The sequence below is a fragment of the Arthrobacter jiangjiafuii genome (assembly GCF_018622995.1).
GTDB lineage: Bacteria > Actinomycetota > Actinomycetes > Actinomycetales > Micrococcaceae > Arthrobacter_B > Arthrobacter_B jiangjiafuii.
This window is the reverse complement of the sequence record NZ_CP076022.1, coordinates 179798-206391: the sequence shown is the minus strand read 5'-3', so window position 1 is coordinate 206391 and position 26594 is coordinate 179798. Positions and strand designations below refer to the sequence as shown.

Here is a 26594-nt window from a genome sequence, read left to right as displayed (position 1 = left end):
AAGTCGTGTCCGTCCAGGTGAGGTTGTGGTGTAAGTTATCGGCCTATTAGTACCGGTCAGCTTCACGGGTCTTTAGTCCCCGCTTCCACATCCGGCCTATCAACCCAGTGGTCTGGCTGGGGGCCTCTCACACACAAGGTGTATGGAAATCTCATCTCGAAGCGGGCTTCCCGCTTAGATGCTTTCAGCGGTTATCCCATCCGAACGTAGCTAATCAGCGGTGCACTTGGCAGTACAACTGACACACCAGAGGTTCGTCCGTCCCGGTCCTCTCGTACTAAGGACAGCCCTTCTCAAATTTCCTGCGCGCGCAGCGGATAGGGACCGAACTGTCTCACGACGTTCTAAACCCAGCTCGCGTACCGCTTTAATGGGCGAACAGCCCAACCCTTGGGACCTACTCCAGCCCCAGGATGCGACGAGCCGACATCGAGGTGCCAAACCATGCCGTCGATATGGACTCTTGGGCAAGATCAGCCTGTTATCCCCGAGGTACCTTTTATCCGTTGAGCGACGGCCATTCCACAATGTACCGCCGGATCACTAGTCCCGACTTTCGTCCCTGCTTGAGATGTCTCTCTCACAGTCAAGCTCCCTTGTGCACTTACACTCGCCACCTGATTGCCAACCAGGCTGAGGGAACCTTTGGGCGCCTCCGTTACTCTTTAGGAGGCAACCGCCCCAGTTAAACTACCCATCAGGCACTGTCCCTGACCCGGATTACGGGCCGAAGTTAGATATCCAGTATGACCAGAGTGGTATTTCAACGATGACTCCACCCGAACTGGCGTCCGGGTCTCACAGTCTCCCACCTATCCTACACAAGCCACACCGAATATCAATACCAAACTATAGTAAAGGTCTCGGGGTCTTTCCGTCCTGCTGCGCGTAACGAGCATCTTTACTCGTACTGCAATTTCGCCGAGTTTATGGTTGAGACAGCGGGGAAGTCGTTACTCCATTCGTGCAGGTCGGAACTTACCCGACAAGGAATTTCGCTACCTTAGGATGGTTATAGTTACCACCGCCGTTTACTGGGGCTTAAATTCCCAGCTTCGCCCGTAAGGGCTAACCGGTCCTCTTAACCTTCCAGCACCGGGCAGGAGTCAGTCCGTATACATCGTCTTGCGACTTCGCACGGACCTGTGTTTTTAGTAAACAGTCGCTTCCCCCTGGTCTCTGCGGCCCTGATCCCCTCCGGACAGCTTGTGTCCTTCAAGGTTGGGGCCCCCCTTCTCCCGAAGTTACGGGGGCATTTTGCCGAGTTCCTTAACCATAATTCTCTCGATCGCCTTAGTATTCTCTACCTGATCACCTGTGTCGGTTTGGGGTACGGGCGGCTAAAACCTCGCGCCGATGCTTTTCTAGGCAGCATAGGATCACCGGATTCCCACCAAAGTGGGTCCCATCAGATCTCAGGTATCGTCATCAAAGACACAGCAACGGATTTACCTATCGCTGACCCTACATCCTTAGACCAGGACAACCATCGCCCGGCCCGGCTACCTTCCTGCGTCACACCTGTTAATACGCTTACCTCCCAGGATCAGGTCCCGCGCTCCACCAAAAACCGGGTCGCCACAAGGGCGGCCGGTCAGGTATTGGGCGGTTAGTATCCCCCGCTTGGTATTGGCGGTTTTTCGCCGGTACGGGAATATCAACCCGTTGTCCATCGACTACGCCTGTCGGCCTCGCCTTAGGTCCCGACTTACCCAGGGCAGATTAGCTTGACCCTGGAACCCTTGATCATTCGGCGGACGGGTTTCTCACCCGTCTTTCGCTACTCATGCCTGCATTCTCACTCGTGTAGGCTCCACCGCTGGTTTACACCGCGACTTCACTGCCCACACGACGCTCCCCTACCCATCCAAACGCTTGAACGAAAATGGATAAACCATCCGCTTGGCTAATATTTGAATGCCACAACTTCGGCGGTGTACTTGAGCCCCGCTACATTGTCGGCGCGGAATCACTTGACCAGTGAGCTATTACGCACTCTTTCAAGGATGGCTGCTTCTAAGCCAACCTCCTGGTTGTCTTCGCAACTCCACATCCTTTCCCACTTAGCACACGCTTAGGGGCCTTAGTTGGTGGTCTGGGCTGTTTCCCTCTCGACTATGAAGCTTATCCCCCACAGTCTCACTGCTGCGCTCTGACTTACCGGCATTCGGAGTTTGGCTGACGTCAGTAACCTTGTAGGGCCCATTAGCCATCCAGTAGCTCTACCTCCGGTAAGAAACACGCAACGCTGCACCTAAATGCATTTCGGGGAGAACCAGCTATCACGGAGTTTGATTGGCCTTTCACCCCTACCCACAGCTCATCCCCTCCATTTTCAACTGAAGTGGGTTCGGTCCTCCACGCGCTCTTACACGCGCTTCAACCTGGCCATGGGTAGATCACTCCGCTTCGGGTCTAGATCACGCCACTGCATCGCCCTATTCAGACTCGCTTTCGCTACGGCTTCCCCTCACGGGTTAACCTCGCGACGTAACACTAACTCGCAGGCTCATTCTTCAAAAGGCACGCTGTCACAAGCACAGCACCACAAGTGGCACTGCCCTGCTCCAACGGATTGTAGGCACACGGTTTCAGGTACTGTTTCACTCCCCTCCCGGGGTACTTTTCACCTTTCCCTCACGGTACTTGTCCGCTATCGGTCATCAGGGAGTATTTAGGCTTACCAGGTGGTCCTGGCAGATTCGCACGGGATTTCTCGGGCCCCGTGCTACTTGGGATCCTCTCCAGCGGCAGCATACATTCCGGTTACGGGGCTAACACCCTCTACGGCCTGGCTTTCAAACCAGTTCACCTATGCATCTGCACTCACTTCACCAATCCGGCAGAATCGGTACGGAAAGTCCCGCAACCCCAGTGATGCAACGCCCGCCGGCTATCACACACCACTGGTTTAGCCTCTTCCGCGTTCGCTCGCCACTACTAACGGAATCACTGTTGTTTTCTCTTCCTGTGGGTACTGAGATGTTTCACTTCCCCACGTTCCCTCCACGCACCCTATGTGTTCAGATGCGGGTCACCCGGTCACTCGCGCGCCGGGCGGGGTTTCCCCATTCGGACATCCTGGGATCAACGCTCGGTTATCAACTCCCCCAGGCTTATCGCAGATTCCTACGTCCTTCTTCGGCTCCTGATGCCAAGGCATCCACCGTGTGCCCTTAAAAACTTGACCACAAAGATCAATATATTATCGCTATCGAGAAAACCATGGAAACCGGTAAAACCGGTCACCAGGTTTATCTGAAATTGCACTTAATAATTTAAGATGCTCGCGTCCACTATGTAGTTCTCAAACAACAACCCCGTCGCACCCCGCCACCACCACGTATTCACCGTGGAAGTCTTGGACCTGCGCAGGAACAATCAGAAACAACACGAAACCGTGTCCCTCCAGACCTGTAAAGGTTTGAATTCTTCGGTCCTGTTGTCTCAGGACCCAACAGTGTGCCAAACGGAAAAACCCGGTACTCGAGACACCGGCAGCGTTTTCCAGTCCCACCCCGAAGGATGAAACGTACTGATGCTGCCAGGCTCAACGCCGGGCACCTGCTTATTGATATTCCACCCTTGAGCACCCACCGGAGAACATATGTCTCCGATATGGGCATCTCCTGCAAGAACCACATCCAACACTGTGGAAGGACGCAGACCTTGAGGTGCTCCTTAGAAAGGAGGTGATCCAGCCGCACCTTCCGGTACGGCTACCTTGTTACGACTTAGTCCCAATCGCCGGTCCCACCTTCGACGGCTCCCTCCCACAAGGGGTTAGGCCACCGGCTTCGGGTGTTACCAACTTTCGTGACTTGACGGGCGGTGTGTACAAGGCCCGGGAACGTATTCACCGCAGCGTTGCTGATCTGCGATTACTAGCGACTCCAACTTCATGAGGTCGAGTTGCAGACCTCAATCCGAACTGAGACCGGCTTTTTGGGATTAGCTCCACCTCACAGTATCGCAACCCTTTGTACCGGCCATTGTAGCATGCGTGAAGCCCAAGACATAAGGGGCATGATGATTTGACGTCGTCCCCACCTTCCTCCGAGTTGACCCCGGCAGTCTCCTATGAGTCCCCGCCATAACGCGCTGGCAACATAGAACGAGGGTTGCGCTCGTTGCGGGACTTAACCCAACATCTCACGACACGAGCTGACGACAACCATGCACCACCTGTAAACCGGCCACAAGTGGGGGACCTGTTTCCAGGCCTTTCCGGTTCATGTCAAGTCTTGGTAAGGTTCTTCGCGTTGCATCGAATTAATCCGCATGCTCCGCCGCTTGTGCGGGCCCCCGTCAATTCCTTTGAGTTTTAGCCTTGCGGCCGTACTCCCCAGGCGGGGCACTTAATGCGTTAGCTACGGCGCGGAAAACGTGGAATGTCCCCCACACCTAGTGCCCAACGTTTACGGCATGGACTACCAGGGTATCTAATCCTGTTCGCTCCCCATGCTTTCGCTCCTCAGCGTCAGTTAATGCCCAGAGACCTGCCTTCGCCATCGGTGTTCCTCCTGATATCTGCGCATTTCACCGCTACACCAGGAATTCCAGTCTCCCCTACATCACTCTAGTCTGCCCGTACCCACTGCAGACCCGGGGTTGAGCCCCGGGCTTTCACAGCAGACGCGACAAACCGCCTACGAGCTCTTTACGCCCAATAATTCCGGATAACGCTTGCGCCCTACGTATTACCGCGGCTGCTGGCACGTAGTTAGCCGGCGCTTCTTCTGCAGGTACCGTCACTTTCGCTTCTTCCCTACTGAAAGAGGTTTACAACCGAAGGCCTTCGTCCCTCACGCGGCGTCGCTGCATCAGGCTTTCGCCCATTGTGCAATATTCCCCACTGCTGCCTCCCGTAGGAGTCTGGGCCGTGTCTCAGTCCCAGTGTGGCCGGTCACCCTCTCAGGCCGGCTACCCGTCGTCGCCTTGGTGGGCCATTACCCCAACCAACTAGCTGATAGGCCGCGAGTCCATCCAAAACCGCATAAAGCTTTCCACGGACCGCCATGCGGTGGTCCGTTGTATCCGGTATTAGACCCGGTTTCCCAGGCTTATCCCGAAGTTAAGGGCAGGTTACTCACGTGTTACTCACCCGTTCGCCACTAATCATTTTGTGCAAGCACAAAAGTCATCGTTCGACTTGCATGTGTTAAGCACGCCGCCAGCGTTCATCCTGAGCCAGGATCAAACTCTCCGTAAATGTGTTACAGACACAGCACCGGAGCCAAGGAAAATTGGCTGCACGGTCCTGCACTAAATTCGAAACCAGCTAAAAAAGTCCTTCCCACCCACGGGGTGGGCGGAAGAACCAGTTCAACCAATTAAAATAAATTGGTATCAATAAACTTGGCACACTATTGAGTTCTCAAACAACAGATGCATACGAAATACTCGGAGAAAACAATTACTTGTTTTTCTTTTCTCTTCGCTGCAGTGTTTCTTTATTCTATTCCATCCGGACCGTATTTGGCAATTCGGGATATTCCCGAAGTCTGCTTCATTTTGTCCGGATGATCCCACGCAAAATCCCCGGCTTTCCGCTCCCGGGCCGTGAGGCGCAGGGTGGATCACCAGGATGTTTTTGGTGGGGTTTGGCCGCCATGCTCTCAGGAGTTTCTCAACTCCCGGCCGCGGCGACTTAGAAGACTCTACACAGGTTTGGGCCCAGCCGCAAATCGCCCCGCTGGGCCTCCGGATGCCCCCTATCGGGCCCCTATAACCCCTCCTATATAGGGAGCTGCAAGGGGCACTGCATCCATGGAGGGAGCCGCACCTTTGGAGCGGCAACCACTGCGTGTATATAGGGGGTCTGCATATAGGAGGTCTGTATATAGAGGGCCTGTAGAGATGACTGCCTGTATTGCCTCAGGCAGGATAGTGCAGGACATGACGAGGACTGGAACACAGGAAGGAGGCCCATGCCCGTGGTGCGGCGAACGATCGGTCCCCTTGAGCTGCCCGTCCTCACGGGCCCTCTTTCCACTTCCCCTCCCGTTTCCACTCCTCGGCCCACCGGCACCCGGGTGACGCTCCGCCCCTTCTGCCCCGCCGACGTCGTGCTGGTGCAATCCGCTGCCCAGGATCCCCTTATCCCCCTGATCACCAGCGTTCCCTCCACGCCCGGCCGTGCGGAGGCCCTGGCGTACATCGAACGCCAGCACCAGCGGGCGCGCAGCGGCGAAGGGTGGTCCTTCGCGATCGCGGACGCTGAAACCGGCACCGGTGTGGGGCAGATCGGACTGTGGCCCGGGCAGTCGCTGCGCCGCACCGGAAACCCGGACACCATTGGCTACTGGATCGGCCCGGAACACCGGAAGCGCGGGTATGCCGGCGCGGCCCTGGCACTGCTGACCGAGTGGGCGGTGACCGTCCAGCAGATGCCGCGGATTGAACTGTATATAGAGCCGTGGAACAAGGGATCGTGGCGTGCCGCCGAAAATGCCGGCTATACAAGGGACGTGCTGCTGCCGGCCTGGCAGAAAGTCGGCACCCAGTGGCGGGACATGTACCGCTATGCCTGGACCGCCGGCACAGCCCTCCGGACCCCGGGAGAGGCGCCCCGCAAAACCGGTCCAAAAATCGGGTAGACTGATTCGCGGCCCCTCATGTGGTGTCATCCTGTGAACTCCCCCAGGACCGGAAGGTAGCAAGGGTAAGCGGGCTCTGGCAGGTGCATGAGGGGTCTTTAATTTTTTCAGGACCAGCTGGTTTTCCCCGCCCCTGGCGTCGGGATGCAAACCGTCAGTGCCAACCGATAGGGTTCTATCTGTGAGTACAGCCCTTTACCGCCGCTACCGTCCCGAGAGCTTCGCGGATGTGATCGGGCAGGAGCACGTCACTGAGCCGCTGATGGCGGCCCTCTCCAAAAACCGCGTGAATCACGCCTATCTCTTCTCCGGACCCCGCGGCTGCGGCAAAACCACGTCCGCCCGCATCCTGGCCCGCTGCCTGAACTGCGCCGAGGGCCCCACCCCGGTTCCCTGCGGCAAGTGCGACAGCTGCGTGGAACTGGCCCGCAACGGATCCGGCAGCCTCGATGTGATCGAGATCGACGCCGCCAGCCACGGTGGTGTCGACGACGCCCGCGACCTGCGTGAACGGGCCACCTTCGCCCCGGTCCGCGACCGCTACAAGATCTTCATCATTGACGAGGCCCACATGGTGACCTCGGCAGGCTTCAACGCGCTGCTGAAGATCGTCGAAGAGCCGCCGGAGCACATCAAGTTCATCTTCGCCACCACCGAGCCGGACAAGGTGATCGGGACCATCCGCTCCCGCACCCACCACTATCCGTTCCGGCTGGTGCCGCCCGAGCCGCTGCTGGCCTACCTGGACAAGCTCTGTGCGCAGGAAAACGTCCCCGTGGCCCCCGGTGTGCTGTCCCTGGTGATCCGCGCCGGCGGCGGCTCCGTCCGCGATTCACTTTCGGTCCTGGACCAGCTGATGGCCGGTGCCGGCCCCGCCGGCCTGGACTACGAGCTGGCCGTCAATCTGCTCGGTTACACCCCCATTTCACTGCTCGACGACGTCGTTGACGCCTTCGCTGCCGGCGATGCGGCCACCGTCTTCCGGGCCGTTGACCGCGTCATCCAGACCGGACAGGACCCGCGGCGGTTCGTCGAGGACCTGCTGGAGCGCTTCCGCGACCTGATCATCGTGCACGCGATGCCCGAAAGCGCCGCTGCGGTACTGCGCGGCATGCCCGAAGACCAGATCAACCGGATGGGCACCCAGGCCACGCAGCTCGGCGGCGCCGAACTCTCTCGCGCCGCGGACATCACCAACACCGCGCTGACGGAAATGACCGGCGCCACCTCGCCGCGCCTGCATCTGGAACTGTTGTGCGCGCGGATCCTGCTGCCCGCCTCCGACCAGACCGAACGCGGCACGGCCGCACGGGTGGACCGCCTCGAACGGCGCCTGAGCTACGCCGGAGACAGCACCGAGGCCGTGGGCCGCGCTGCCGCAGCCTCCTCGCCGGTGGAATCCATTCCGGCAGCACGGACGACGACGGCGCCGCAGGCACCCGCTGTGGTTCCGGATGCACCGTCCGCCCCGGCAGCCTCCCGGCCCGACAGCGAACCGGCTCCGGCCGCAGCTGCCTCCACACCTGCCGGCGGGTCACCGCTGGACTGGGGCGGCACCTGGGCCACCGCGCCGGAGCCGCAGGCCTCCAACGGGTCCTCCGCCAATTCCGCTTCCGCTGCCGCGGCAACGCAACCTGACTCAACCCCGGCCGCCTCGGCACCGGATGCAGCCACTCAGGACGCCAACCGGCAGGCCAACCTCCGGGCAGGCCAGCCGGCAGCATCGCCTGCCGTCGGTGCGGCACAGGGAGCTCCGGCCGCAACAAACGCACCTGCAGCACCTGCCGCACCGCGGGAAGCCCAGGGCGGCGGACAGCCTGCCCAGGGCGGACAGATCGAGATGATCCGCAGGGCGTGGCCGGAAATCATGGATGCTCTGACCGGAATCCGGCGCGCCACCTGGTTGAACGTCAGCAAGAACGCCAGCCCCAAGGCCTTCGACGGACGAATCCTGGAACTGGCCTTCAGCAACCCGGGAGCAGCCACCAACTTCAACCGTCCGGACCACCTGGAGAATCTGCGCAAGGCGATCAGCCAGATCCTCGGCGTTGACTGTCAGGTCAATGTGGTGCACGACAGCACGGCGGCAGCGGGTGAGTCGGGCCCAAAAGCAGGTAGCCGGCTAACCCCGGCGCCGGTTTCCGCACAGGTCCAGGCTCCGTCCCAGCAACACCCTGCCCCGCCCAGCACCGAGCCGGCTCCGGCTCCGGCTTCCGCTGCCTCGGCCGCACCGGCACCGGTCTCAGCACCGGCACCGGTCTCGGCACCGACTATTACCCCGACACCGGCGCCTGAAGCTGCAGCTCCAGCTTCGGCACCGGTCTCGGCACCGGATGCTGCTCCGGCACCGACCACACCTGAGGCACGTGGTGCATCAGCCGTGGTCTCGGGACCGGCCGCCGCAGCTGCGCTGAACCGCCGCCGAAGCCAGAACTCTTCGCCAGCCGGCCAGGCACCCGGGGCAACCCGTCCGTCCGGCCAAAACCAGCAGCAGAATCCCGGCGCACGGGGCAACCAGGCAGCAGCCCGCGGATCCGCAGCGCCCGGACCGCTGCCGGAGGACTGGCAGCAGGAGCCTCCCGAGGATCCGTACGCCGGCGGTCCCGAAAGCAACGCCTGGGAACAGGCCGAACCGCCTACGGACGTCTACTCGGCCGGTCATCTCTCGGACAGCGAGTGGGCTGCCACCAACTGGGCCGGAACCGGCTCCTCGCCTGCGGCTCAGGGAACGCAGAACCGCGGCAACTCTGCAGCGGGATCACCCGCGCAGGCACCGGCGGGAACCGGAGCATCGTCCCGCCCGGCACAGGCACAGGCAGCATCCCCTGCTTCCCGTCCCGGGGCTCAGGCACCGCACGCCCAGCCGCAGACCCAGGCGGCGTCGTCGGCTTCTCCCGTGCAGACAGCAGCGTCCCCTGCGGCCGGCAGAAACGATGGCCGGCCGCTGAGCCGCTATCAAAAACTGCTGAACGAAGCCGCGCAGCGCGGCGGCTCGGCGAACCCGTCAGCGGTGCGCAGCAACGTAAACTTGGTCGAAGACATCCCCAGTGCCGACGACATCACGCTCGAGGATTCAGGATTGGTGGGCAGGAAAGCCATCGAGCGGATTCTCGGCGGCCGGTTGATTGAGGAACGCGGCGTCGACGGCCGCTGAGCCAGCCGGATCCAGCAGTAACACCTGCGCCGCCTAGCGGCGGCGCATCCACCCAAAGAGATCCACCCCCAGCAGAGAAGGTCACGTGTACGAAGGCGCCGTTCAGGAACTGATCGATGAACTGGGCAGGCTCCCGGGCATCGGTCCCAAGTCGGCCCAGCGGATCGCGTTCCACATCCTGGAAGCCGATCCGGACGACATGCGGAAGCTCGCGTCCTCGATCGTCACCGTCAAGGACAAGGTCAAGTTCTGCAGCATCTGCGGCAACGTCACCGAGCAGGAAACCTGCGCGATCTGCCGTGACACCCGCCGCGACCCCACCATGATCTGCGTGGTCGAGGAGTCCAAGGACGTCATTGCCGTGGAGCGCACCCGCTCCTTCCGCGGCCGGTACCACGTGCTGGGCGGGGCCATTAATCCGATTGCCGGCATCGGCCCGGACCAGCTGCGCATCCGCGAACTGCTGAGCCGGCTCTCGGACGAGCAGATCTCCGAGATCATCATCGCCACCGACCCCAACCTCGAGGGCGAAGCGACCGCCACATACCTGTCCCGGATGCTCAAGACCCTGGGCATCAACGTCACCCGCTTGGCCTCCGGACTGCCGGTGGGCGGAGACCTTGAGTACGCGGACGAGATCACCCTGGGCCGCGCCTTCGAGGGCCGCCGGAGCATGTCCTAGCCCTCACCCCGCCGCGCGGCACGGCTCCGCCACCAGGCGCCGCGCCCCGTACCGCAGTCCCGGAGCGGGCGCTAGGCGATCCGGGTCCCGGCCGCCAGCCTGCGGACCGGAGTGACCAGCCGGCGCCGGGCCAGCGCCAGCAGCAATCCGGCAACCGCAAGCTGGATCACCAGGCCCAGCGGCCAGATGGGGAAGGTGGCCGGCTCTACGGTCTGCGGCTGTCCCTCCACGCACGGCTGGGAATACTCCGGCCCGGCCTGGGCCATCCGGACCAGGCTGCTGATGCCCTGCATCACGCCCGTCGGCTGGTAGCCGGCCTCACTTGAATCAGACTCCGAATGTGGAATCGCGTCGGCCACGATGACAAACGGATTGGCCGCCAGGAGCCAGGCCACCCGCTCGGTATGCACGGCCGGGACTTCCACCACGTCACCGGTGCAGACCCAGAAAGCCTCATCGGCCGTGAGTTCATCCCTGTAGTCAATCGAGCTGGCTTTTACGGTCCCCTGCACCAGGGTCAGGCTCAGCCCGAACCCGATCAGGGTTCCCAGGCTCAGCAGGGCCACCAGCATGTAGGTGACCACAATGGAGAACAGCGGCCGGTTGGCCAGCGTTGATACTCCCACCCCGATGGCGCACACCACGCCCAGCTCCACGGCCAGCATCACGACGGCGACGACGGCGGACAGCGGCCGCACCCCACCCAGGGCCAGGCCCCAGATGAGGAACGGCACACTGGCCACCAGGAACCCCAGCGACGCCACCCAGGAGGCCAGCCACTTGCCCGCCAGAATCTGGCCCGGCCGCAGCAGGGTGACCTGCAGGATGGCGAGCGTGCCGGCGGAACGGTCTCCGTTGATGGCGTTCGCCGACAGGGCCGGTGCCAGCAGCAGCCCGAAAAACAGGACAAAGCCCACGATCAGCTCGTAGAGCACCGGGCCCTGCGGCCCGTCCGTCGCGGAGTTCAGCGCTGTCAGCGCCGAAACCACTCCGATGACCACAAACCAGACGGCCAGCAGGATGTACCAGCCCCGAGAACGCAGCCGCTGCTTCATTTCTAGGGAGAAAACGGCCCGGACGGCCGCCAGTGTTCCCAACCCGGCCGGTGCGGGGGCGGCGGAAGGCATAGTCGCGGTACTCATCGGCGGTCGGTATCCAGACTCATGTAGGTCTCTTCGAGGGCTCCGCCGGCGGGGGCGAAGGCGGTCACGGCGACGCCGGCACCGACCAGTGAGCGCAGCAGATCCGCTGCGGCATCTTCACCGGCAAGCCGGACCTGCAGCGCCGGCCGGCGTTCGGCGTCCTGCATCCGGTAGGGCGTCCCGGCGGACGTGATGCCGTGCAGCAGCAAATCACTGTCCAGCGCCCGGATCGTATACCAGCGGGCCTGCTCTCCGGCGTCGGCCAGCGACTGGGCTTTCACCGTCTCTCCCCCGGCCACAAACACGGCGCGGTCCGCCATCTCGTCCAGTTCCGAGAGCACGTGCGAGGAAACCACCACGGTTTTCCCCTCATCGGCCAGCCGGCGCAGCAGCATCCGCAGGTCAACCCGGGAGCCCGGGTCCAGCCCCGATGCGGGCTCGTCCAGCAGGAGCACTGCAGGATCGTGGATCAGTGCCCGCGCCAGGCTCAGCCGCTGCTGCTGGCCGCGGGAAAACACGCGGGACGGCTTGTCGGCCAGGTCACCCAGATGGACCGTGTGCAGCAGTTCGGCCGCCCGGCTCTGCGCGAGGGGCCGGGGCATGCCGTAAAACGTTCCCATGGTCACGAGGATCTCGGTGGCGGTTAGTGAATCCCAGATCCCCAAAGTGTCCGGCATCCAGCCGACACTGCGGCGGACCTCGCCGGGATACGTCACGGGGTCCAGGCCGCCGATCCGCACCTCGCCGGCATCGGGGGCCAGCAGCGATGCCAGCATCAGCAGCAGCGTGGTCTTCCCGGAGCCGTTGGGCCCGATCAACGCCGTCACGGCACCGGCGGGCGCCGTGAAATCCATCCCCCGGACCGCTTCCACCGTACCGAAGCGCCGCCGGACGCCAAGCGCACTCACCCCTGCCGCCGCCGTCGTACTCTCGTTTGCCATGCGCCCCACCCTAGGGGGCTTCCGCCGCGGCAGCCGGGACAGACTCACCCGACGTGACGTTAAGTGCATGTGTCCGAATCATTTCGGGAGCGACAGGCCCGCGCTATAGACTTTTGGGGGTTGGCCGCCCGCTGAGGCGGCCCGTTGTCCGGGAAGAAACCCGGATGAAATCAGATGCCACTGCGCCAAGGACGTCGCCCGGCAGCAACCGAAAGAACTCAGAGAGCGTGTACGCATGGGCCTGATTGTGCAGAAATTCGGCGGTTCCTCCGTTTCGGACGCCGAAGGCATTAAGCGCGTCGCAAAGCGTGTTGTGGACACCCATGCCGCCGGCAACGAGGTGGTGGTGGTGGTCTCCGCGATGGGCGACAGCACCGACGAGCTGCTGGACCTGGCCAGCCAGATCACCTCCGGCGGCAACGCCCGCGAAATGGATATGCTCCTCAGCGCCGGTGAGCGCATCTCCATGGCCCTGCTGGCCATGGCCATCAACGAGCTCGGCGGTTCCGCGCAGTCCTTCACGGGCAGCCAGGCGGGCATGATCACCGACGCCATCCACGGCAAGGCACGCATCATTGATGTCTCGCCGCACCGGATCAAGACCGCCATTGAAAAGGGCGACGTGGCCATCGTCGCCGGCTTCCAGGGCATGAGCCGCGACAGCCACGACATCACCACCCTGGGCCGGGGCGGTTCGGACACCACCGCCGTCGCCCTCGCCGCCGCGCTCGGCGCCGACGTCTGCGAGATCTACACCGACGTTGACGGCATCTACACGGCCGATCCCCGCGTGGCTCCCAGTGCGCAGAAGATCGACACCATCTCCAGCGAGGAAATGCTGGAAATGGCGGCCTCCGGCGCGAAGATCCTGCACCTGCGCTGCGTGGAATACGCCCGCCGCTTTGGCGTACCGCTGCACGTGCGGTCCTCCTTCAGCCAGAACGAGGGGACCTGGGTGCTGCCCAGTCCCGACGACAAAATCAAGATTCAAGAGGGAGAACCCTTGGAACAGCCCATCATTTCCGGCGTTGCGCACGACCGCTCCGAAGCCAAGGTCACGGTGATCGGCGTGCCGGACATTCCCGGCAAGGCTGCGGAGATCTTCGGCATCGTGGCCGGCGCCAACTCCAATATCGACATGATCGTCCAGAACGTCTCCACCCAGGGATCGGGCCGGACGGACATCTCCTTCACGCTGCCGATCATCGACGGCAAGGATGCCATTGATGCGTTGAACGCCGCGAAGGAAACCGTGGGCTTCGACAGCATCGACTACGACGAGCAGATCGGCAAGCTGTCGCTGATCGGCGCCGGCATGCGCTCCAATCCGGGCGTTTCGCACCGGTTCTTCCTGGCGCTGCACGAGGCCGGGGTGAACATCGACATGATCTCCACCTCGGAAATCCGCATCTCGGTGGTCACCGACGCCAAGCTCCTGGACACGGCAGTTCGCGCCGTGCACGCGGCATTTGGGCTCGACGGCGACGCCGAGGCCACCGTGTACGGCGGCACCGGGCGCTAAGGACTTCGGGCGCTGGTTTCCGGCGCCCGTTTCCGGCGCCCAGGACTCAGGCGCCCAGGACTCAGGCGCCCACGAACCAGGAGCTCAGGTTTCCGGCGCGTTCAGCGGCGGCCGGCCGGAGTAATACGGGTAGGTGTTGCCCTGCAGCCCCTCAACCGGCCCGAACTCGTGCCGCTGGACGCCGTAGTGCCTGCCCTCTTCATCCGTTTCCACGTAGACATCCTCGAGCTGGCTCTCGATTTCCTGCTCCACCGCGTCGTGCCGGTGGACAACGGGACCTGTTGCTGCAGCGTCACGTTCGGGCGGCCCGAAAAACCGAAAGGCCATCCGGTCGAGTGCGCCCAGCACACGGTGCCGGGGCGGATCCGAAGCACTGCGGGATTGTCTTCTTGCTTCGCTCATGGGATTTCCCCCTTGTGCGGGTGAAACATGTTCGGTTCTTGGCTTGTGGCCGCCCAGCGACCACCGTTCGATGCCCGCAAAGGCGGCGCATCCAGATGGCATTAAGGCTACGCGGACACGCCCGGCCTGAACCCTTGAACCGAAAGAATTTCCCTGCCGGCAGCAGCCGGGGTTTGCTCCGTCCCGCGGCTGCGTCTACTCCCGCTGAGTCGTGTTCAGTCCTGTTGGCGCGGCACGATGTAGGAACTGCCGTCGGCCCGGGTGACTGTCTGCCACTGGGCCTTTTCCTGCGCCTGCTGCTCCTTGAGCAGCTGCTGGTTTTCCTCGGTCATCGGATGATCCAGTGCACTGGTCTGGGCAGGACCGAAGATCAAGCGCACCTTGCCTGTGGTCCGCATGAACTTCGATGTAAAGCTCTCTTTGCCAGCCATGTCCTGCACCTTTCGCCCAACCTGTTTCCTCACGCCCATAGTACGCTAATCATTAGTGCACTAATGATTAGGGGAAGAAGACGATGGCCCAGACCGACGAAGACCTGCTGTTGGAGCATCAGCTGTGCTTCGCCCTGTCCGTGGCTTCCCGCAGCGTGGTTGGCGCCTACAAACCCGTACTGGAGAAGCTGGGGCTGACGCACCCGCAATACCTCGCAATGCTCGCACTCTGGGAGCAGAGTCCACGCAGTGTCCGCAGCCTCGGGGATGCCCTGGCCATGGAGCCGGCCACCCTGTCCCCGATGCTGAAGCGGCTTGAGGCCGCCGGGCTGGTGGAGCGGAACCGTGCGCCCGGGGACGAACGGTCGTTGGCCGTGGGGCTGACGGAGGCCGGGAGGAACCTCCGGGCCAAAGCCGCGGAGGTCCCCGGCACCATGATGGGCCGGCTGGCCCTGGACCGGGAGCAGGTCCGGGAGCTCAACGGAATCCTCCATCAGCTGATCTCCGCCGCGCAGGCTGCGGGATAATATTCCGGTGATCCCTTCCCCGATGCCGACCGACCCCACTGTCCTGACCGAGGACCAGTGGCTGCCGCGCAGCCGGCAGCACCGCGAGCGCGTGCAGCCCTTTGTGGACGGTTTCCTGGCCCGCCGCTCGGCCGGGCAGAAACACCCGGTGGAGGACTTCCTGTTCACCTATTACTCGCAGAAGCCCGGGCAGCTGCTGCGCTGGCACCCGGGCGCCGGCGTCGTCCTGACCGGACCGGCGGCCGCAGAGCGCGCCGGGTGGAAGTTTTACCGCATCCTCACCCCCGCCGAAAGGGCCGCGGCAGGACTGGAAGCAGACCTCCCCGCCGTGACCGTGGACCTGCCGGCCTTTGCCGCGGCCCGGGGCGAGGCAGTGGGCTTCACCCGGATGCTGCTCTCCCGCACCGCCGCACGGAAACCGACGCTCGGCTGCTTCGGCATGCATGAGTGGGCCATGGCCTACCGGTCCGAGAACAACGGCATCCGGCACGAGTACCTGCAGCTGCGCCTGGGCGCGCAGGGAACCGACGAGCTGGTGGAGCGCAGCCGCATCCGCTGCACGCACTTTGACGCCTTCCGTTTTTACACCCCGGAGGCTGTACCCCTGAACGAACTAACACCCACCCGGCAGAACCAGGCCGATCTGGAGCAGCCCGGCTGCCTGCACGCCAACATGGACCTGTACAAGTGGGCCTACAAGCTGGTGCCGCTGCTGCCCAGCGAACTGGTGATGGACTGTTTTGAACTGTCCTGGCGCATCAGGGAAATGGACATGCGGGCCTCCCCCTACGATCTGCAGGATTGGGGCTACGCGCCCATCCCGGTGGAGACACCGGCCGGCCGGAGCGCCTATGCTGGCGCACAGCGCGACTTCAGCGAGGAATCACAGCAGCTGCGGGCCCGCATCCTTGGCCTGCTGGAACCCCTTCAGGAGCAGTTATGTGCCCAGTTCCCACCGGCCGGCTCGTCCGCACCGGCCCGGAGGCCTACGACCTGATTTTCACCCGGAATTTCAGCGACCCGCCACCCCTGCTGTGGCGCAGCTTCACCCGTTCCGAAGACACGGAGCAGTGGTTCGGGCGCTGGGAAGGGACCCCCGGCGTGGGCCAAAGCGTGGACCTGCAGATGCTCTACGAAGAAGGGCTGCCATGGAGCCGGGTGGAGGTTGCCGCCTGCATCGCCCCCGAACTGCTGCGTCTTTGGGTCGAGGACGAGTTTGGCGGCTGGGACCTGGAAATCCGGCTCAGCGACGCATCCGGCGGCACCACGATGGACTTCATCCAGCATTTGGAGGACCCGCTGGCGGCGGAGAGTGTCGGACCGGGTTGGGAATACTATCTGGACCGGCTCGCCGCGGCCCGGACCGGCGGCAGCGCTCCGGTGTTCGACGACTACTACCCCCGACAGGGCTCCTACTTCCTGGCGCAGGCACAGGAAGCCTCCGGTTCCGGCGAAACCCCCTGAGCATTGGCTAGGCTGGGGGTCACCAGCCACTGGAGGTCTCACGCATATGCCCCGCCTGCCCCTTGCCCTGCTCACCATGACCGCAGCCGCCCTGCTCCTGGCCGGGTGCGCCGACTCAGGCGGCAGCCCTGCCGGGGAGTCGACCCCGGAGTCGACATCGTCCTCGCCGTCGACCTCGTCCGCCGCGGCCTCGTCACCGGCACCGGCCTCCACCCAGGGCACCTCGCTGACCGTGGACTTTAGCCAGGACGGCACGGCAACCACTGACACCTACACCTTGGAGTGCGACGGCGCCGCCCCGGCAGGCGACTCGGCCGCACCCGATCCGGCAGCGGCCTGCGCTGTCTTGGCCGCCCAGGGTGCTGCCCTGTTCGCCCCGCCGTCTGCCGACACCATGTGCACCCAGATGATCCAGGGGATGCAGCGGGCGCACGTGAGTGGCACCGTCAACGGTGAAGCCGTGGACGCCGATTTCTCGCTCACCAACGGCTGCGAAATCTCCCGCTGGGAGAAGCTCACCGGCCTGCTCGGGCCCGCCGAGGGAACGCTGTAACCCGGGCCGGTTTCCTTCCGGGCCGGATCTACACCACTGGAACCTGCGCCCGGTTCCGCTTGCGCCGCACATAAACCTGCTTGCGCACCCGAGCCACCACGTCGCCGTCGGCGTCCGTAATGTCCACACTGAACCACTCCAGGACCTTGCCGCCGTCGGCCGCCAGGGACCGCAGGCGCTCCACCTCTTCTTGGGTGAGGACAAAGCGGGCGGTGACGTCGCCGCGGCCCGGCTTGATGAAGTCCACCTCGGCCGCGCGGTCCCAGACCACATGGTCCCCGCCCAGGTGGCGGAGCAGGAGCATCATCCAGAACGGATCGGTCATGGCGAACAGCGAGCCGCCGAAATGGACCCCCGCAACGTTGCGGTTCCACCAGTGCAGGCGCAGCCTGACCTCCGCGGACAGGAAATCAGCTCCAATGCCGGTGATGTGGATGCCGGAAAAGGCAAAGGGCGGCCAGAGATTCATGTACCGGCGGACGATGCCCGGCTTTGCGGTCAGAGCTTTCACGCCCTCACTCTAACCAGTCTGCGCACGCCTTCCCGCACGCCTCGGATCTACCCTCTGACCGGGGAGCTTTCTGTTGTGAACTTGTCTGCGCGGGAAACGCTTGCGTAAACTGAGTAAGCATACTTACTATCTGTTCTGGGCGATGGAGATAGCAATGGAGTTTTCCGTCCGGACCTTGAACTGGAGAAGCGAAATGTCGACGCAAGCAAGATCCGAAGGCGCGGCCGATCCTGCGCCGGACACCTACGTCCCGTGGTGCACCCACTGCGCGACGGATGAGTACCTGATTATCGAATCCGTCGAACCGGCAGCCGGCAAGGATGCGGCAGAGTTCCTGGAGATCAGCTACACCTGCTCGGAGTGTGACCGTTTTTATGGCCACCTCGTCCGGCACTCGCCCGTCTGGGCACGCCGGATCAGCGCTGACAGCATGGACGCGGAGTACATGCACTGCGGCGAGCCGATGAAACCCAAGGACACCACCTCGGTGTCGATTTTTGAACCGCTCCACACCGGGTCAATGCCCGCCGTCTCCGAAGTCCAGCTCGACACCACCGTGCTGCGGTGCCGCTGCGGCTTCCAAATGAGCGTTCCAGCCTGATCTGATGCCCCCTCCGGGCGTTTGCTTTCTTCTGCTCCGGGCCGCCCTCCTTTCCTTGGATGGCGGCCCGGAGCTTTTTCGACCCGACAGGAAACGACGCAAAAGGACGACCGCGGCAAACGCCGCTAGACTGGAAAATGCAAGCTCGCGGAGCGCTGAATCAGCGTGAGACGGCAGGGTCCGCGGCCACCCACTTTCTCTTACAGGAGTTGCCCGGATGCCCCGGATCGTTGTTGACGTCATGCCCAAACCCGAAATCCTCGATCCGCAGGGCAAGGCCATCGCCGGCGCCCTGCCGCGGCTGGGCCTGACCGGTTTCACCGGCGTCCGCCAGGGCAAGCGCTTTGAACTGACCGTAGACGGAGACGTCACTCCCGAAATCCTCGAGCAGGCCCGCACCGCAGCCGCCACGCTGCTGTCCAATCCCGTCATCGAGGATGTCACCCGCGTTGAAGTAATCCCGGAGGCCTGATTTTGAGCACTCCCCTGATCGGCGATTTCGCCGTTGCGCCCGCCAACGACGCGTTGCGGGCCGTCCGGATCGGCATCATCACCTTCCCCGGCACCCTTGACGACCGCGACGCCGCCCGTGCGGTCACCCTCGCCGGCGGCACCGCCGTCGGCCTCTGGCACAACGAAGCCAACCTGCAGTCGGTGGACGCCGTCATCATTCCCGGCGGCTTCTCCTACGGCGACTATCTGCGGGCCGGCGCCATTGCCCGCTTCGCCCCACTGATGGACATGGTGGTGGACGCCGCGAACGGTGGCATGCCCGTGCTGGGCATCTGCAACGGCTTCCAGATCCTCACCGAGGCGCACCTGCTGCCCGGCTCGATGATCAAGAACAACCACCTCAAGTTCTCCTGCGCGGACCAGCTGCTGCGCGTGGAGAACAACACCACGGCCTGGACCTCGGCGTATGCCAAGGATTCCGGCATGGTCATTCCGCTGAAGAACCAGGACGGCCAGTATGTGGCCGACGAGAAGACCCTGGACGAGCTCGAGGGCGAGGGCCGCGTGGTGTTCCGCTACGACGGCGTCAATCCCAACGGTTCGCGCCGGAACATTGCCGGCATCACCAACGCCGCGGGCAACGTCGTCGGGCTCATGCCGCACCCCGAACACGCCGTCGAGGCAGGCTTCGGTCCGGATTCCTCCGCCTACGGCGAGGTCGGGCTGGGCTACGGCACCGACGGCCTGGGCATCTTCACTTCAGTACTCACCTCGCTTGTTGCCGGAGGCAAATAAATGACCGTTTCCGCAGCCTCCACCGAGGCGAAGAAATTCCGCATCGACACCGTCGAGCATGCAGCCGCCACACCTGACACCGAGCTGCCCTGGGCCGAGCTGGGCCTGAAGGAAGACGAGTTCAACCGCGTCGTCGAGATCCTGGGCCGCCGCCCCACCGCGGCGGAACTGGCCATGTACTCGGTCATGTGGTCCGAGCACTGCTCCTACAAGTCCTCCAAGGTGCATCTGTCGCAGTTCGGCGAGAAGGTCACCGAGAAGATGAAGGAACACCTGCTGGTGGGCATCGGTGAGAACGCCGGCGTGGTGGACATCGGCGAGGGCTGGGCGGTGACCTTCAAGGTCGAATCCCACAACCACCCCTCCTTCGTGGAGCCCTACCAGGGCGCCGCGACCGGCGTCGGCGGCATTGTCCGCGACATCATCTCCATGGGTGCCCGCCCGGTCGCCGTGATGGATCCGCTGCGCTTCGGCGCGATCGACCATCCGGACACCGCCCGCCTGGTGCACGGCATCGTGTCCGGCATCGGCGGCTACGGCAACTCGCTCGGCCTGCCGAACATCGGCGGCGAGCTGGTCTTCGACTCCGTCTACCAGGGCAACCCGCTGGTCAACGCCCTGGCCGTGGGCGTCATGCGCCACGAAGACATCCGCCTGGCCAACGCGTCGGGCACCGGCAACAAGGTGGTGCTCTTCGGCGCACGCACCGGCGGCGACGGCATTGGCGGCGCCTCGGTGCTGGCCTCGGAGTCCTTCGATTCCACCAAGCCCTCCAAGCGCCCCGCCGTCCAGGTGGGCGATCCGTTCGCGGAAAAGGTCCTCATCGAGTGCTGCCTGGAACTGTTCAAGGCCTCCGTGGTCGAGGGCATCCAGGACCTGGGCGCGGCCGGCATTTCCTGCGCGACGTCGGAGCTGGCCTCCAACGGCGACGGCGGCATGCACGTCGAGCTGACCAACGTGCTGCTGCGCGATCCCACCCTGACCCCGGGCGAAATCCTGATGTCCGAGTCGCAGGAACGCATGATGGCCGTAGTGACGCCGGAGAACGTCGAGGCGTTCGAAGCGATCATGGCCAAATGGAACGTGGAGTTCTCCTGGCTCGGCGAGGTCACCGGCACCGGCCGGCTGGTCATTGATTGGGCTGGCGAGACCATTGTCGACGTCGATCCCAAGACCGTGGCGCACGAAGGCCCGGTCTACCACCGTCCGTTCCACCGCCCGCAGTGGCAGGACAAGCTGCAGGCGGATTCCTTCGCCGGCGACCGGCCGTTCGGCAGCGAAGCCATCAAGGCCTCCATCCTGGAGCTGATGGCCTCGCCGAACCTGTGCGACAAGTCCTGGGTCACCAACCAGTTTGACCGTTATGTCCAGGGCAACACCGCACTGGCGATGCCCGACGACGCCGGCGTGATCCGCGTGGATGAAACCACCGGGCTGGGCGTGGCCATCTCCACCGACGCCAACGGCCGCTACACCTACCTGGACCCGTACGAGGGTGCCCGCCTGGCCCTGGCCGAGTCCTACCGCAACGTCGCCACGTCCGGTGCGACGCCGCTGGCCGTCTCCGACTGCCTGAACTTCGGCTCCCCCGAGGATCCCGAGGTCATGTGGCAGTTCGCCGAGGCCGTCCGTGGCCTGGCCGACGGCTGCCAGGAACTGGGCATCCCAGTCACCGGCGGCAACGTCTCGCTGTACAACCAGACCGGCGGCGTCGCCATCCACCCGACCCCGGTGGTCGGCGTGCTGGGCGTGTTCGACGACGTCGCCCGGCGCACGCCGTCGGGCTGGCGTGAAGACGGCCAGGCGATTTACCTGATGGGTGCCACGAAGGACGAGCTGGACGGCTCCGAATTCGCCAACCTGCGCGGCCACCTCGGCGGCCGCCCGCCGGCAGTGGACCTGCAGCGCGAGAAGCTGCTCGGCGAACTGCTGGTCAACGCCTCCCGCGACGGCATGATCGACGCCGCGCACGACCTCTCCGAAGGCGGCCTCGCTGCCGCCCTGTCCGAGATGGCACTGCGCTTCGGCGTGGGCGCCCGGATCGGCTTGGATGAGGCCTGCGAGCGCGACGGCGTGGACCTGTTCACCATGCTGTTCTCCGAATCGCAGTCCCGGGCCGTGGTCTCCGTGGCGCGCAGCGAGGAGGTCCGGTTCAAGGACATGTGCTCCGCCCGCGGCTACGCGCACATGCGCATTGGCGTGGTGGACACCGAGATCGGCGCCCTGGACTTCCAGGGCCACTTCTCCCTGCCGCTGTCCGAGCTGAAGGAAGCCCACGAAGGGACCCTGCCGAAGCACTTCGGCTAACCCTCTTCCACACCAGCGCTTTCTACACACCAGCGCCATGAAGGTGCGTCTCCCCAGGGGAGGCGCACCTTTTGCTGTCTCCCCTGCCCGCTTTCCATCAAAATCCATGCCGTGTGTCACAGTAGAGCCGGATCACGTGCACTGCGTGCCAATACGAGGAGGAAAAAGTTGGGGACTTTTATCACCGTCATTCTGATTTCCCTGTTCTTCGGGTTCTGGGCTGCCCTGGGTGTGCTCCGCCTGAACAAGGGACGCGAGCTCAAGAAGCTCCGCCGCGACTCGGCCACTGACGGGCGGGTGCGCTTCCGCCGCAAGGGTGTCATCGGCCTGATCGGGCTGATGGGGTTCATTGCCCTGTGCATCGGCGCGTTCGCCGCCCTGACCCTGTACTTCGAGGTGAACCGCTACGTGGGGATCGCCATCATGATCTTTGGCATCAGTTTCGGCCGCCAACTGTACTTGAACAAGCTCGGGGAGCCGTTCATGATCGTGGATGCCAGCGGGAAGCAGCTCGACGTCAAGCCGGTCCCGGCGCTCAAGGACGGCGATCCGTCCGGTGCGCCCGCGCCGGTACAGGCGCCTGTTGTGCCGCCGTATCCGGGCTTCGACCAGAATCCCCAAGGCACCGGCGGATACGCCCGCAAACCCTAGAAACCACAGCCGCAGTCCGGAGACCAGCCGCAGGGTAGGGGCCCCGGCTGCGGCCTGTGGCAGTTACTGCCGGGATGCCCGGCACGAAAAGATTTTGCTCACTAAATAGAAGCAGAATGCGCCCGGGCGTGCACAATTGGCCAGTGACCATCACCCCTGAACATGCAGTGCCGCCCGCGGAAAACTCCGCTACGGCCACTGGCATCACCACGAACCACCTGCAGCTGGACCAGATTTCCAGCACCGAAGCGGATGCCCTGATCATCCAGCACCGGCTCCCCGACTGGGCCGACGACTTCCCCCAACCCATGGATTGCGACGCCGCCCGGCAGTTCTTCGAAGAGGGCGTGATGGTTGCCGCCGGGGACGCCATGGCCACCCGCCTCCTCCGCGAGCGCACCACCGCGGAAGTGGTGGGCACCATCGGTTTCCTGCCGCTGCCCGAACCCGGCGCCGTCGAGGTGAGCTACAGCGTGGTGCCCTCCCGGCGCGGAAGGGGCTACGCCACCGAAGCCTTGGTTGCCGTGGCGCACAACGCATTCGAGCACCCGGAAATCACCATGGTCACGGCGTCCACCGAGGCGGACAACACCGCGTCACAGGAACTGCTGCTGACCGCCGGGTTCCTCCCGGTGGAAGGCCCCGGCCTCAGCCTCAATTTCGTCCTGCGCCGCCCCCAGTTGCCCGAAGACACAGCTCAGGCGCCGGCAGCCAGCTTGTAGGCGGCAGTGAGGTAGCGCCGGGTGAAAAAGGCCTGGACCCGCCGGTTGGCGAAATCCCCCGCCGCCAGGACCCGGTTCGCCGGACGGCTGTACGCAGCCACCCGGAACGAGAGCTTCCCTTCCCCGTCCAGCTCCGCGTAGAACCCCTCTTCACCCTGCTCCGGATGCCCCTTCAACGTGCCATAGCCAAAACCGGCCCGCTGCCCCACCACCGGAGCTCCGCCGTCGTCGAGCGCAGGCTCCTCGGCCCAGAGCACCCGGCACGGCGCGTAGTAGCGCAGCGGCCCGATGCCCACCCCGGAAGCCATCTCGACGCCCGGCGCGGCGCGGGGCGTGGAGACGGCCACCCGCAAACCGGCCCGCCGGTGCAGGTCCCAGTCCAGAATGCCGTTGGCCAGCCGCAGGAATCCGGCCGCCGGATCCGGGATGTCGAGCTTTTCGCGGCGCAGCACCAGCCGGTAGCCGTCCGGCCAGCGGCCGGTGAGCGGCTGGGGGTACGGCCGGCGGGTGTGTCCGGGGTCCGGATACGTCAGTTCCGGGCTCATCCTTCCGCCAGCCCCTTCCAGGCCAGGGACTCCCGGTCCCTGCGGGGCAGCGAGGCGACCACCAGGTCGTAGGAGTCCTCCACCAGGTCCCGGACCAGGCCATCCTCCAACCCGTCCAGGCGCACCGAGTTCCAGTGTCTCTTGTTCATATGCCAGGCGCCGGAAATCTGGGGATGGGCCGAGCGCAGCTGCAGCGCCAGCTCCGGCTCGCACTTCAGGTTGATGGTCAGCGGGGAACCGGACAGATCACACAGCGCGAACATTTTGGCCTTTCCTCCGGCAGCCTGGACCTTGAACACGGAAAATTCCGGGCCGAACGGAAAGTCCTCATAAGCACCCGGGAACCGCAGGCATACCTGTTTCACTCCCACCGCATCCATCATCCGAGCCTAGTCCGCTGCCACCGGGCCCGCAGCACTAGTGCGAAAATGAAGACATTGCAAGTATCCGGCGGCCCGCCAGGAGGCGCGCGGGCCCGACTTTGGAGGACTAATTGGCTCGTACAGGACATCGTGACAGGCTTGCCGCTGCTACGGAAAACGCCGCGGATTCGAAGAGTTTTGAACGTGCCGCCCGTGTCGGCTACGTCGCCAGTGGCCTCATGCACCTTCTCATTGGAGTGATTGCCCTGCAGATTGCATCCGGCGGCAGCGGCAGCGCCGATTCTTCCGGCGCGGTGGGTGCACTGGCCGGGCAGCCGGGCGGACTGGCCCTGCTCTGGGTCTGTTTCATTGGTTGCCTCACGCTGGCCGTCTTCCAGTTCTCGCGGATCTGGATGGACAGCCGGGGCCTGACCGGACGGGAGCTGTGGCAGATGCGGGCTTCCGCTGCCGCATTGGCCGTCTCCTACGGCGCCATCGGCATCACGTTCGGCACTTTTGCCCTGGGCGGCGGCAAGGACAGCAGCCAGAGTTCGGCCGGCTGGAGCGCCAAGCTCATGGCCCAGCCCGCCGGCGCGGTCCTGCTGGGAATCGTGGGCCTGGTCATCGTCGGTGTGGGCGGCTACTTCGTTTTCAAGGGCGCCAGCCGCCGCTTCCGCAAGGATCTGCAGGCGGTTCCCTCCGGCACGTGGGAACACGCCGTGACCATCACCGGTGTCCTCGGCTTCATCGCCAAGGGCTTGTCACTGGTCATCCTGGGAGGCTTCGTGATTGTTGCGGCCGTGGCCGCCGATCCGGAGCGCTCCACCGGGCTCGACGGCGCCCTCCACGCCCTGAGCGGGCAGCCGTACGGCGGGCTGGCGCTGGGCATGGTGGGCGTAGGGCTCATCTGCTACGGCCTGTACACCGGGATCCTGCAGGCCTGGTTCGCCAAACTCTGACCTGAGCTGGGGAACCTCACCGTCCGTAGAACCTCACAAACGGTAGGCCGGAGCCTCAATGACGGGGCAGGTGTCCATCACGACATCCAGCCCGGCAGCGGCGGCACGGGCGGCCGCGGCCTCGTCGATGACGCCCAGCTGCAGCCAGACGGCCTTCGCGCCCACGTCGATGGCCTGATCCACGACGTCTCCGACCCGGGTGGAGTTCACGAAGCAGTCAACCACGTCGATCGTCCCGGGAATCTCGCTGAGCCGCCGGTAGCCCTTGTTGCCGTGCACGTCGTCGCCCTTCAGGCTCACCGGGATGATCTCCATCCCCAGATGGTCCTGGAGGTATCTGGAGACGCCCACGGCAGGGCGCATCGGATTATTGGAAAGCCCGACGACGGCCCACCGGCCCTTGTTGCGGAGGAGACGTTCGACTACTGCGGGGTCGTTGACATGTGCCACTGTGCCGTCCTTTTCCAGGTGCCGGAATAAAGCACCAGCCTACGCCCGGAGGCCGTTGGCCTTGCCGTCCGCGGGCCCAGACGACCGCCACAATCCCGTCGCTGCCGGTGGCCGGCAGCGCCTTTGCCTTCTCGGTCACGGCACACTCGGCCCCTGCCACGATCGTGGCGGGGTCAGTCCAAAAATGACTCGATCGCGTCGGCCAGGGCGGCGTCCGGGACGCTGGCCGTGTCACCCTCCAGCAGCTGGAACTCCCCCTCGTCCAGCGCATCCGCGGCGCGGCGGGCCAGGTTCTGCGTCTCATCGCCGCTGGTACTGCCGGCCAGGACAAGGACGGGCACCTGGACACCGCCCAAGCCCTCCAGTTCTGTCTGGAGGAGCAGCAGTTCATCCTCACCCTCGTCCGGAGTCAGCGTCGGCTCAAGCGCCACCACCCTGGTGATCACGGCGGATTCCTCGGCGGCACGCAGTGCCAGGAAAGCTCCGGAGGAAAACCCGTAGAGGCTGGCCGACCCTCCGGCCACCGCCACCACGGCCAGCAGGTCATCGACGTCGGACTCGGCGGTGTATTCTTCGCCCATCCCGCTTTCCCCCACGCCACGCCGGTCATATGTGTAGACCGTGTGGTTCTCGGAGAGCAGGTCGGCAAGGACCCGGGTACTGGAGCTGCTGCGGTCTGCCAGCAGCGGATTGACGATCACGAGCGGAGGACCGCTGCCCTGCCGGGACCACGCAATGCGCGTTCCGTCAGCGGAAAGGGCGATACCGGAGGCACCGGGTGAGCGTTCCATGGCAGGCTCCTGGTCACTGGGGAAGATGGC

General features: G+C 64.2%; 24 protein-coding genes, 2 rRNA genes and 1 other RNA gene. 16 read left to right on the top strand and 11 right to left on the bottom strand.

Annotation, left to right across the window (positions count from 1 at the left end; genetic code table 11):
• Nucleotides 1-25 precede the first annotated feature (25 nt).
• Together KKR91_RS01050 and KKR91_RS01045 are read right to left on the bottom strand one after the other, a co-directional pair.
• Nucleotides 26-3190, bottom strand: a 23S ribosomal RNA gene (locus KKR91_RS01050).
• 495 nt (nt 3191-3685) lie between these two features.
• Nucleotides 3686-5212: ribosomal RNA gene (locus tag KKR91_RS01045) — 16S ribosomal RNA — on the bottom strand.
• Together the 16S and 23S rRNA genes form the textbook arrangement of a ribosomal RNA operon.
• A gap of 724 nt (nt 5213-5936) precedes the next feature.
• Between KKR91_RS01045 and KKR91_RS01040 the strand changes: the two genes are divergently transcribed.
• From KKR91_RS01040 to recR, 4 genes are all read left to right on the top strand, one after another.
• Nucleotides 5937-6599, top strand: coding sequence for a GNAT family N-acetyltransferase (locus tag KKR91_RS01040; RefSeq protein ID WP_237687441.1), 663 nt, complete (start codon nt 5937-5939; stop codon nt 6597-6599).
• Nucleotides 6600-6606: 7 nt separating this feature from the next.
• Nucleotides 6607-6702: signal recognition particle sRNA small type (gene ffs, locus KKR91_RS01035), an RNA gene on the top strand.
• 78 nt (nt 6703-6780) lie between these two features.
• Nucleotides 6781-9753, top strand: a complete 2973-nt coding sequence (locus KKR91_RS01030) for a DNA polymerase III subunit gamma and tau (RefSeq protein WP_210226859.1) — start codon at nt 6781-6783, stop codon at nt 9751-9753.
• A gap of 85 nt (nt 9754-9838) precedes the next feature.
• Nucleotides 9839-10435, top strand: a complete 597-nt coding sequence (gene recR / locus KKR91_RS01025; protein WP_152220441.1) for a recombination mediator RecR — start codon at nt 9839-9841, stop codon at nt 10433-10435.
• Between the two features lie 71 nt (nt 10436-10506).
• Here the strand turns inward: recR and KKR91_RS01020 are convergent, their stop codons facing one another.
• A complete protein-coding gene (locus KKR91_RS01020) occupies nt 10507-11577 on the bottom strand; it encodes an ABC transporter permease (RefSeq protein WP_210226860.1) in 1071 nt (356 codons plus the stop codon).
• Entirely contained in the window at nt 11574-12518 is a 945-nt protein-coding gene (locus KKR91_RS01015; protein WP_210226862.1) for an ABC transporter ATP-binding protein, read from the bottom strand. Before KKR91_RS01015 ends, KKR91_RS01020 begins: the two co-directional genes overlap by 4 nt.
• Nucleotides 12519-12753: 235 nt before the next feature.
• Between KKR91_RS01015 and KKR91_RS01010 the strand changes: the two genes are divergently transcribed.
• Complete coding sequence (locus KKR91_RS01010) at nt 12754-14040, top strand: aspartate kinase (protein ID WP_210226864.1); 1287 nt, start codon at nt 12754-12756, stop codon at nt 14038-14040.
• Between the two features lie 84 nt (nt 14041-14124).
• Here the strand turns inward: KKR91_RS01010 and KKR91_RS01005 are convergent, their stop codons facing one another.
• Nucleotides 14125-14442, bottom strand: a complete 318-nt coding sequence (locus tag KKR91_RS01005) for a hypothetical protein (protein ID WP_210226866.1) — start codon at nt 14440-14442, stop codon at nt 14125-14127.
• 215 nt (nt 14443-14657) lie between these two features.
• Nucleotides 14658-14873, bottom strand: a complete 216-nt coding sequence (locus KKR91_RS01000) for a hypothetical protein (RefSeq protein ID WP_210226868.1) — start codon at nt 14871-14873, stop codon at nt 14658-14660.
• An 83-nt stretch (nt 14874-14956) separates the two neighbouring features.
• On the opposite strand from KKR91_RS01000, the gene KKR91_RS00995 reads away from it, so the two are divergent.
• From KKR91_RS00995 to KKR91_RS00980, 4 genes are read left to right on the top strand one after another with little or no spacing between them, the layout of a single operon-like run.
• Nucleotides 14957-15400, top strand: a complete 444-nt coding sequence (locus KKR91_RS00995) for a MarR family winged helix-turn-helix transcriptional regulator (protein WP_210226870.1) — start codon at nt 14957-14959, stop codon at nt 15398-15400.
• Between the two features lie 22 nt (nt 15401-15422).
• Nucleotides 15423-16397: a 3-methyladenine DNA glycosylase gene (locus KKR91_RS00990; RefSeq protein WP_210228167.1), complete on the top strand. Its 975-nt coding sequence runs from the start codon at nt 15423-15425 to the stop codon at nt 16395-16397.
• Entirely contained in the window at nt 16340-16864 is a 525-nt protein-coding gene (locus tag KKR91_RS00985) for an SRPBCC domain-containing protein (protein WP_210226871.1), read from the top strand. Before KKR91_RS00990 ends, KKR91_RS00985 begins: the two co-directional genes overlap by 58 nt.
• 46 nt (nt 16865-16910) lie before the next feature.
• A complete protein-coding gene (locus KKR91_RS00980) occupies nt 16911-17417 on the top strand; it encodes a hypothetical protein (RefSeq protein ID WP_210226873.1) in 507 nt (168 codons plus the stop codon).
• A 28-nt stretch (nt 17418-17445) separates the two neighbouring features.
• On the opposite strand, the gene KKR91_RS00975 is transcribed toward KKR91_RS00980, so the two are convergent.
• Nucleotides 17446-17928 carry a DUF4442 domain-containing protein gene (locus tag KKR91_RS00975; RefSeq protein WP_237687440.1) on the bottom strand — a complete coding sequence of 161 codons (483 nt, stop codon included), beginning with the start codon at nt 17926-17928 and terminating at the stop codon, nt 17446-17448.
• A 193-nt stretch (nt 17929-18121) separates the two neighbouring features.
• Between KKR91_RS00975 and KKR91_RS00970 the strand changes: the two genes are divergently transcribed.
• The 6 genes from KKR91_RS00970 (at nt 18122) to KKR91_RS00945 (ending at nt 23457) form a co-directional block, all read left to right on the top strand.
• Nucleotides 18122-18529 carry a hypothetical protein gene (locus tag KKR91_RS00970; protein ID WP_210226875.1) on the top strand — a complete coding sequence of 136 codons (408 nt, stop codon included), beginning with the start codon at nt 18122-18124 and terminating at the stop codon, nt 18527-18529.
• Nucleotides 18530-18746: 217 nt separating this feature from the next.
• The gene (gene purS, locus KKR91_RS00965; RefSeq protein ID WP_152220468.1) at nt 18747-19001 is read left to right on the top strand and encodes a phosphoribosylformylglycinamidine synthase subunit PurS; all 255 of its coding nucleotides are present in this window, start codon (nt 18747-18749) and stop codon (nt 18999-19001) included.
• The gene (gene purQ, locus KKR91_RS00960; protein WP_420481429.1) at nt 19001-19777 is read left to right on the top strand and encodes a phosphoribosylformylglycinamidine synthase subunit PurQ; all 777 of its coding nucleotides are present in this window, start codon (nt 19001-19003) and stop codon (nt 19775-19777) included. Before purS ends, purQ begins: the two co-directional genes overlap by 1 nt.
• On the top strand, nt 19778-22084 hold the full coding sequence (purL, locus tag KKR91_RS00955) for a phosphoribosylformylglycinamidine synthase subunit PurL (RefSeq protein WP_210226877.1): 2307 nt from the start codon (nt 19778-19780) through the stop codon (nt 22082-22084).
• Nucleotides 22085-22252: 168 nt separating this feature from the next.
• Nucleotides 22253-22735, top strand: a complete 483-nt coding sequence (locus KKR91_RS00950) for a hypothetical protein (protein ID WP_210226879.1) — start codon at nt 22253-22255, stop codon at nt 22733-22735.
• Nucleotides 22736-22878: 143 nt separating this feature from the next.
• Nucleotides 22879-23457 (top strand): GNAT family N-acetyltransferase, encoded by a 579-nt coding sequence (locus KKR91_RS00945; protein ID WP_210226881.1) that lies wholly within the window; start codon nt 22879-22881, stop codon nt 23455-23457.
• On the opposite strand, the gene KKR91_RS00940 is transcribed toward KKR91_RS00945, so the two are convergent.
• Together KKR91_RS00940 and KKR91_RS00935 are read right to left on the bottom strand one after the other, a co-directional pair.
• Nucleotides 23433-24002, bottom strand: coding sequence for a DUF1990 family protein (locus KKR91_RS00940; protein ID WP_210226883.1), 570 nt, complete (start codon nt 24000-24002; stop codon nt 23433-23435). The two genes, KKR91_RS00945 and KKR91_RS00940, sit on opposite strands and share 25 nt — an antisense overlap.
• On the bottom strand, nt 23999-24382 hold the full coding sequence (locus KKR91_RS00935) for an MmcQ/YjbR family DNA-binding protein (RefSeq protein WP_210226885.1): 384 nt from the start codon (nt 24380-24382) through the stop codon (nt 23999-24001). The genes KKR91_RS00940 and KKR91_RS00935 overlap by 4 nt, the downstream gene beginning before the upstream one ends.
• Before the next feature lie 113 nt (nt 24383-24495).
• On the opposite strand from KKR91_RS00935, the gene KKR91_RS00930 reads away from it, so the two are divergent.
• Nucleotides 24496-25323 (top strand): DUF1206 domain-containing protein, encoded by an 828-nt coding sequence (locus KKR91_RS00930; RefSeq protein ID WP_273544393.1) that lies wholly within the window; start codon nt 24496-24498, stop codon nt 25321-25323.
• A 33-nt stretch (nt 25324-25356) separates the two neighbouring features.
• On the opposite strand, the gene KKR91_RS00925 is transcribed toward KKR91_RS00930, so the two are convergent.
• The gene (locus tag KKR91_RS00925; RefSeq protein ID WP_210226888.1) at nt 25357-25773 is read right to left on the bottom strand and encodes a CoA-binding protein; all 417 of its coding nucleotides are present in this window, start codon (nt 25771-25773) and stop codon (nt 25357-25359) included.
• Nucleotides 25774-25946: 173 nt separating this feature from the next.
• Nucleotides 25947-26564, bottom strand: a complete 618-nt coding sequence (locus tag KKR91_RS00920; RefSeq protein ID WP_210226890.1) for an alpha/beta fold hydrolase — start codon at nt 26562-26564, stop codon at nt 25947-25949.
• Nucleotides 26565-26594: the final 30 nt, after the last annotated feature.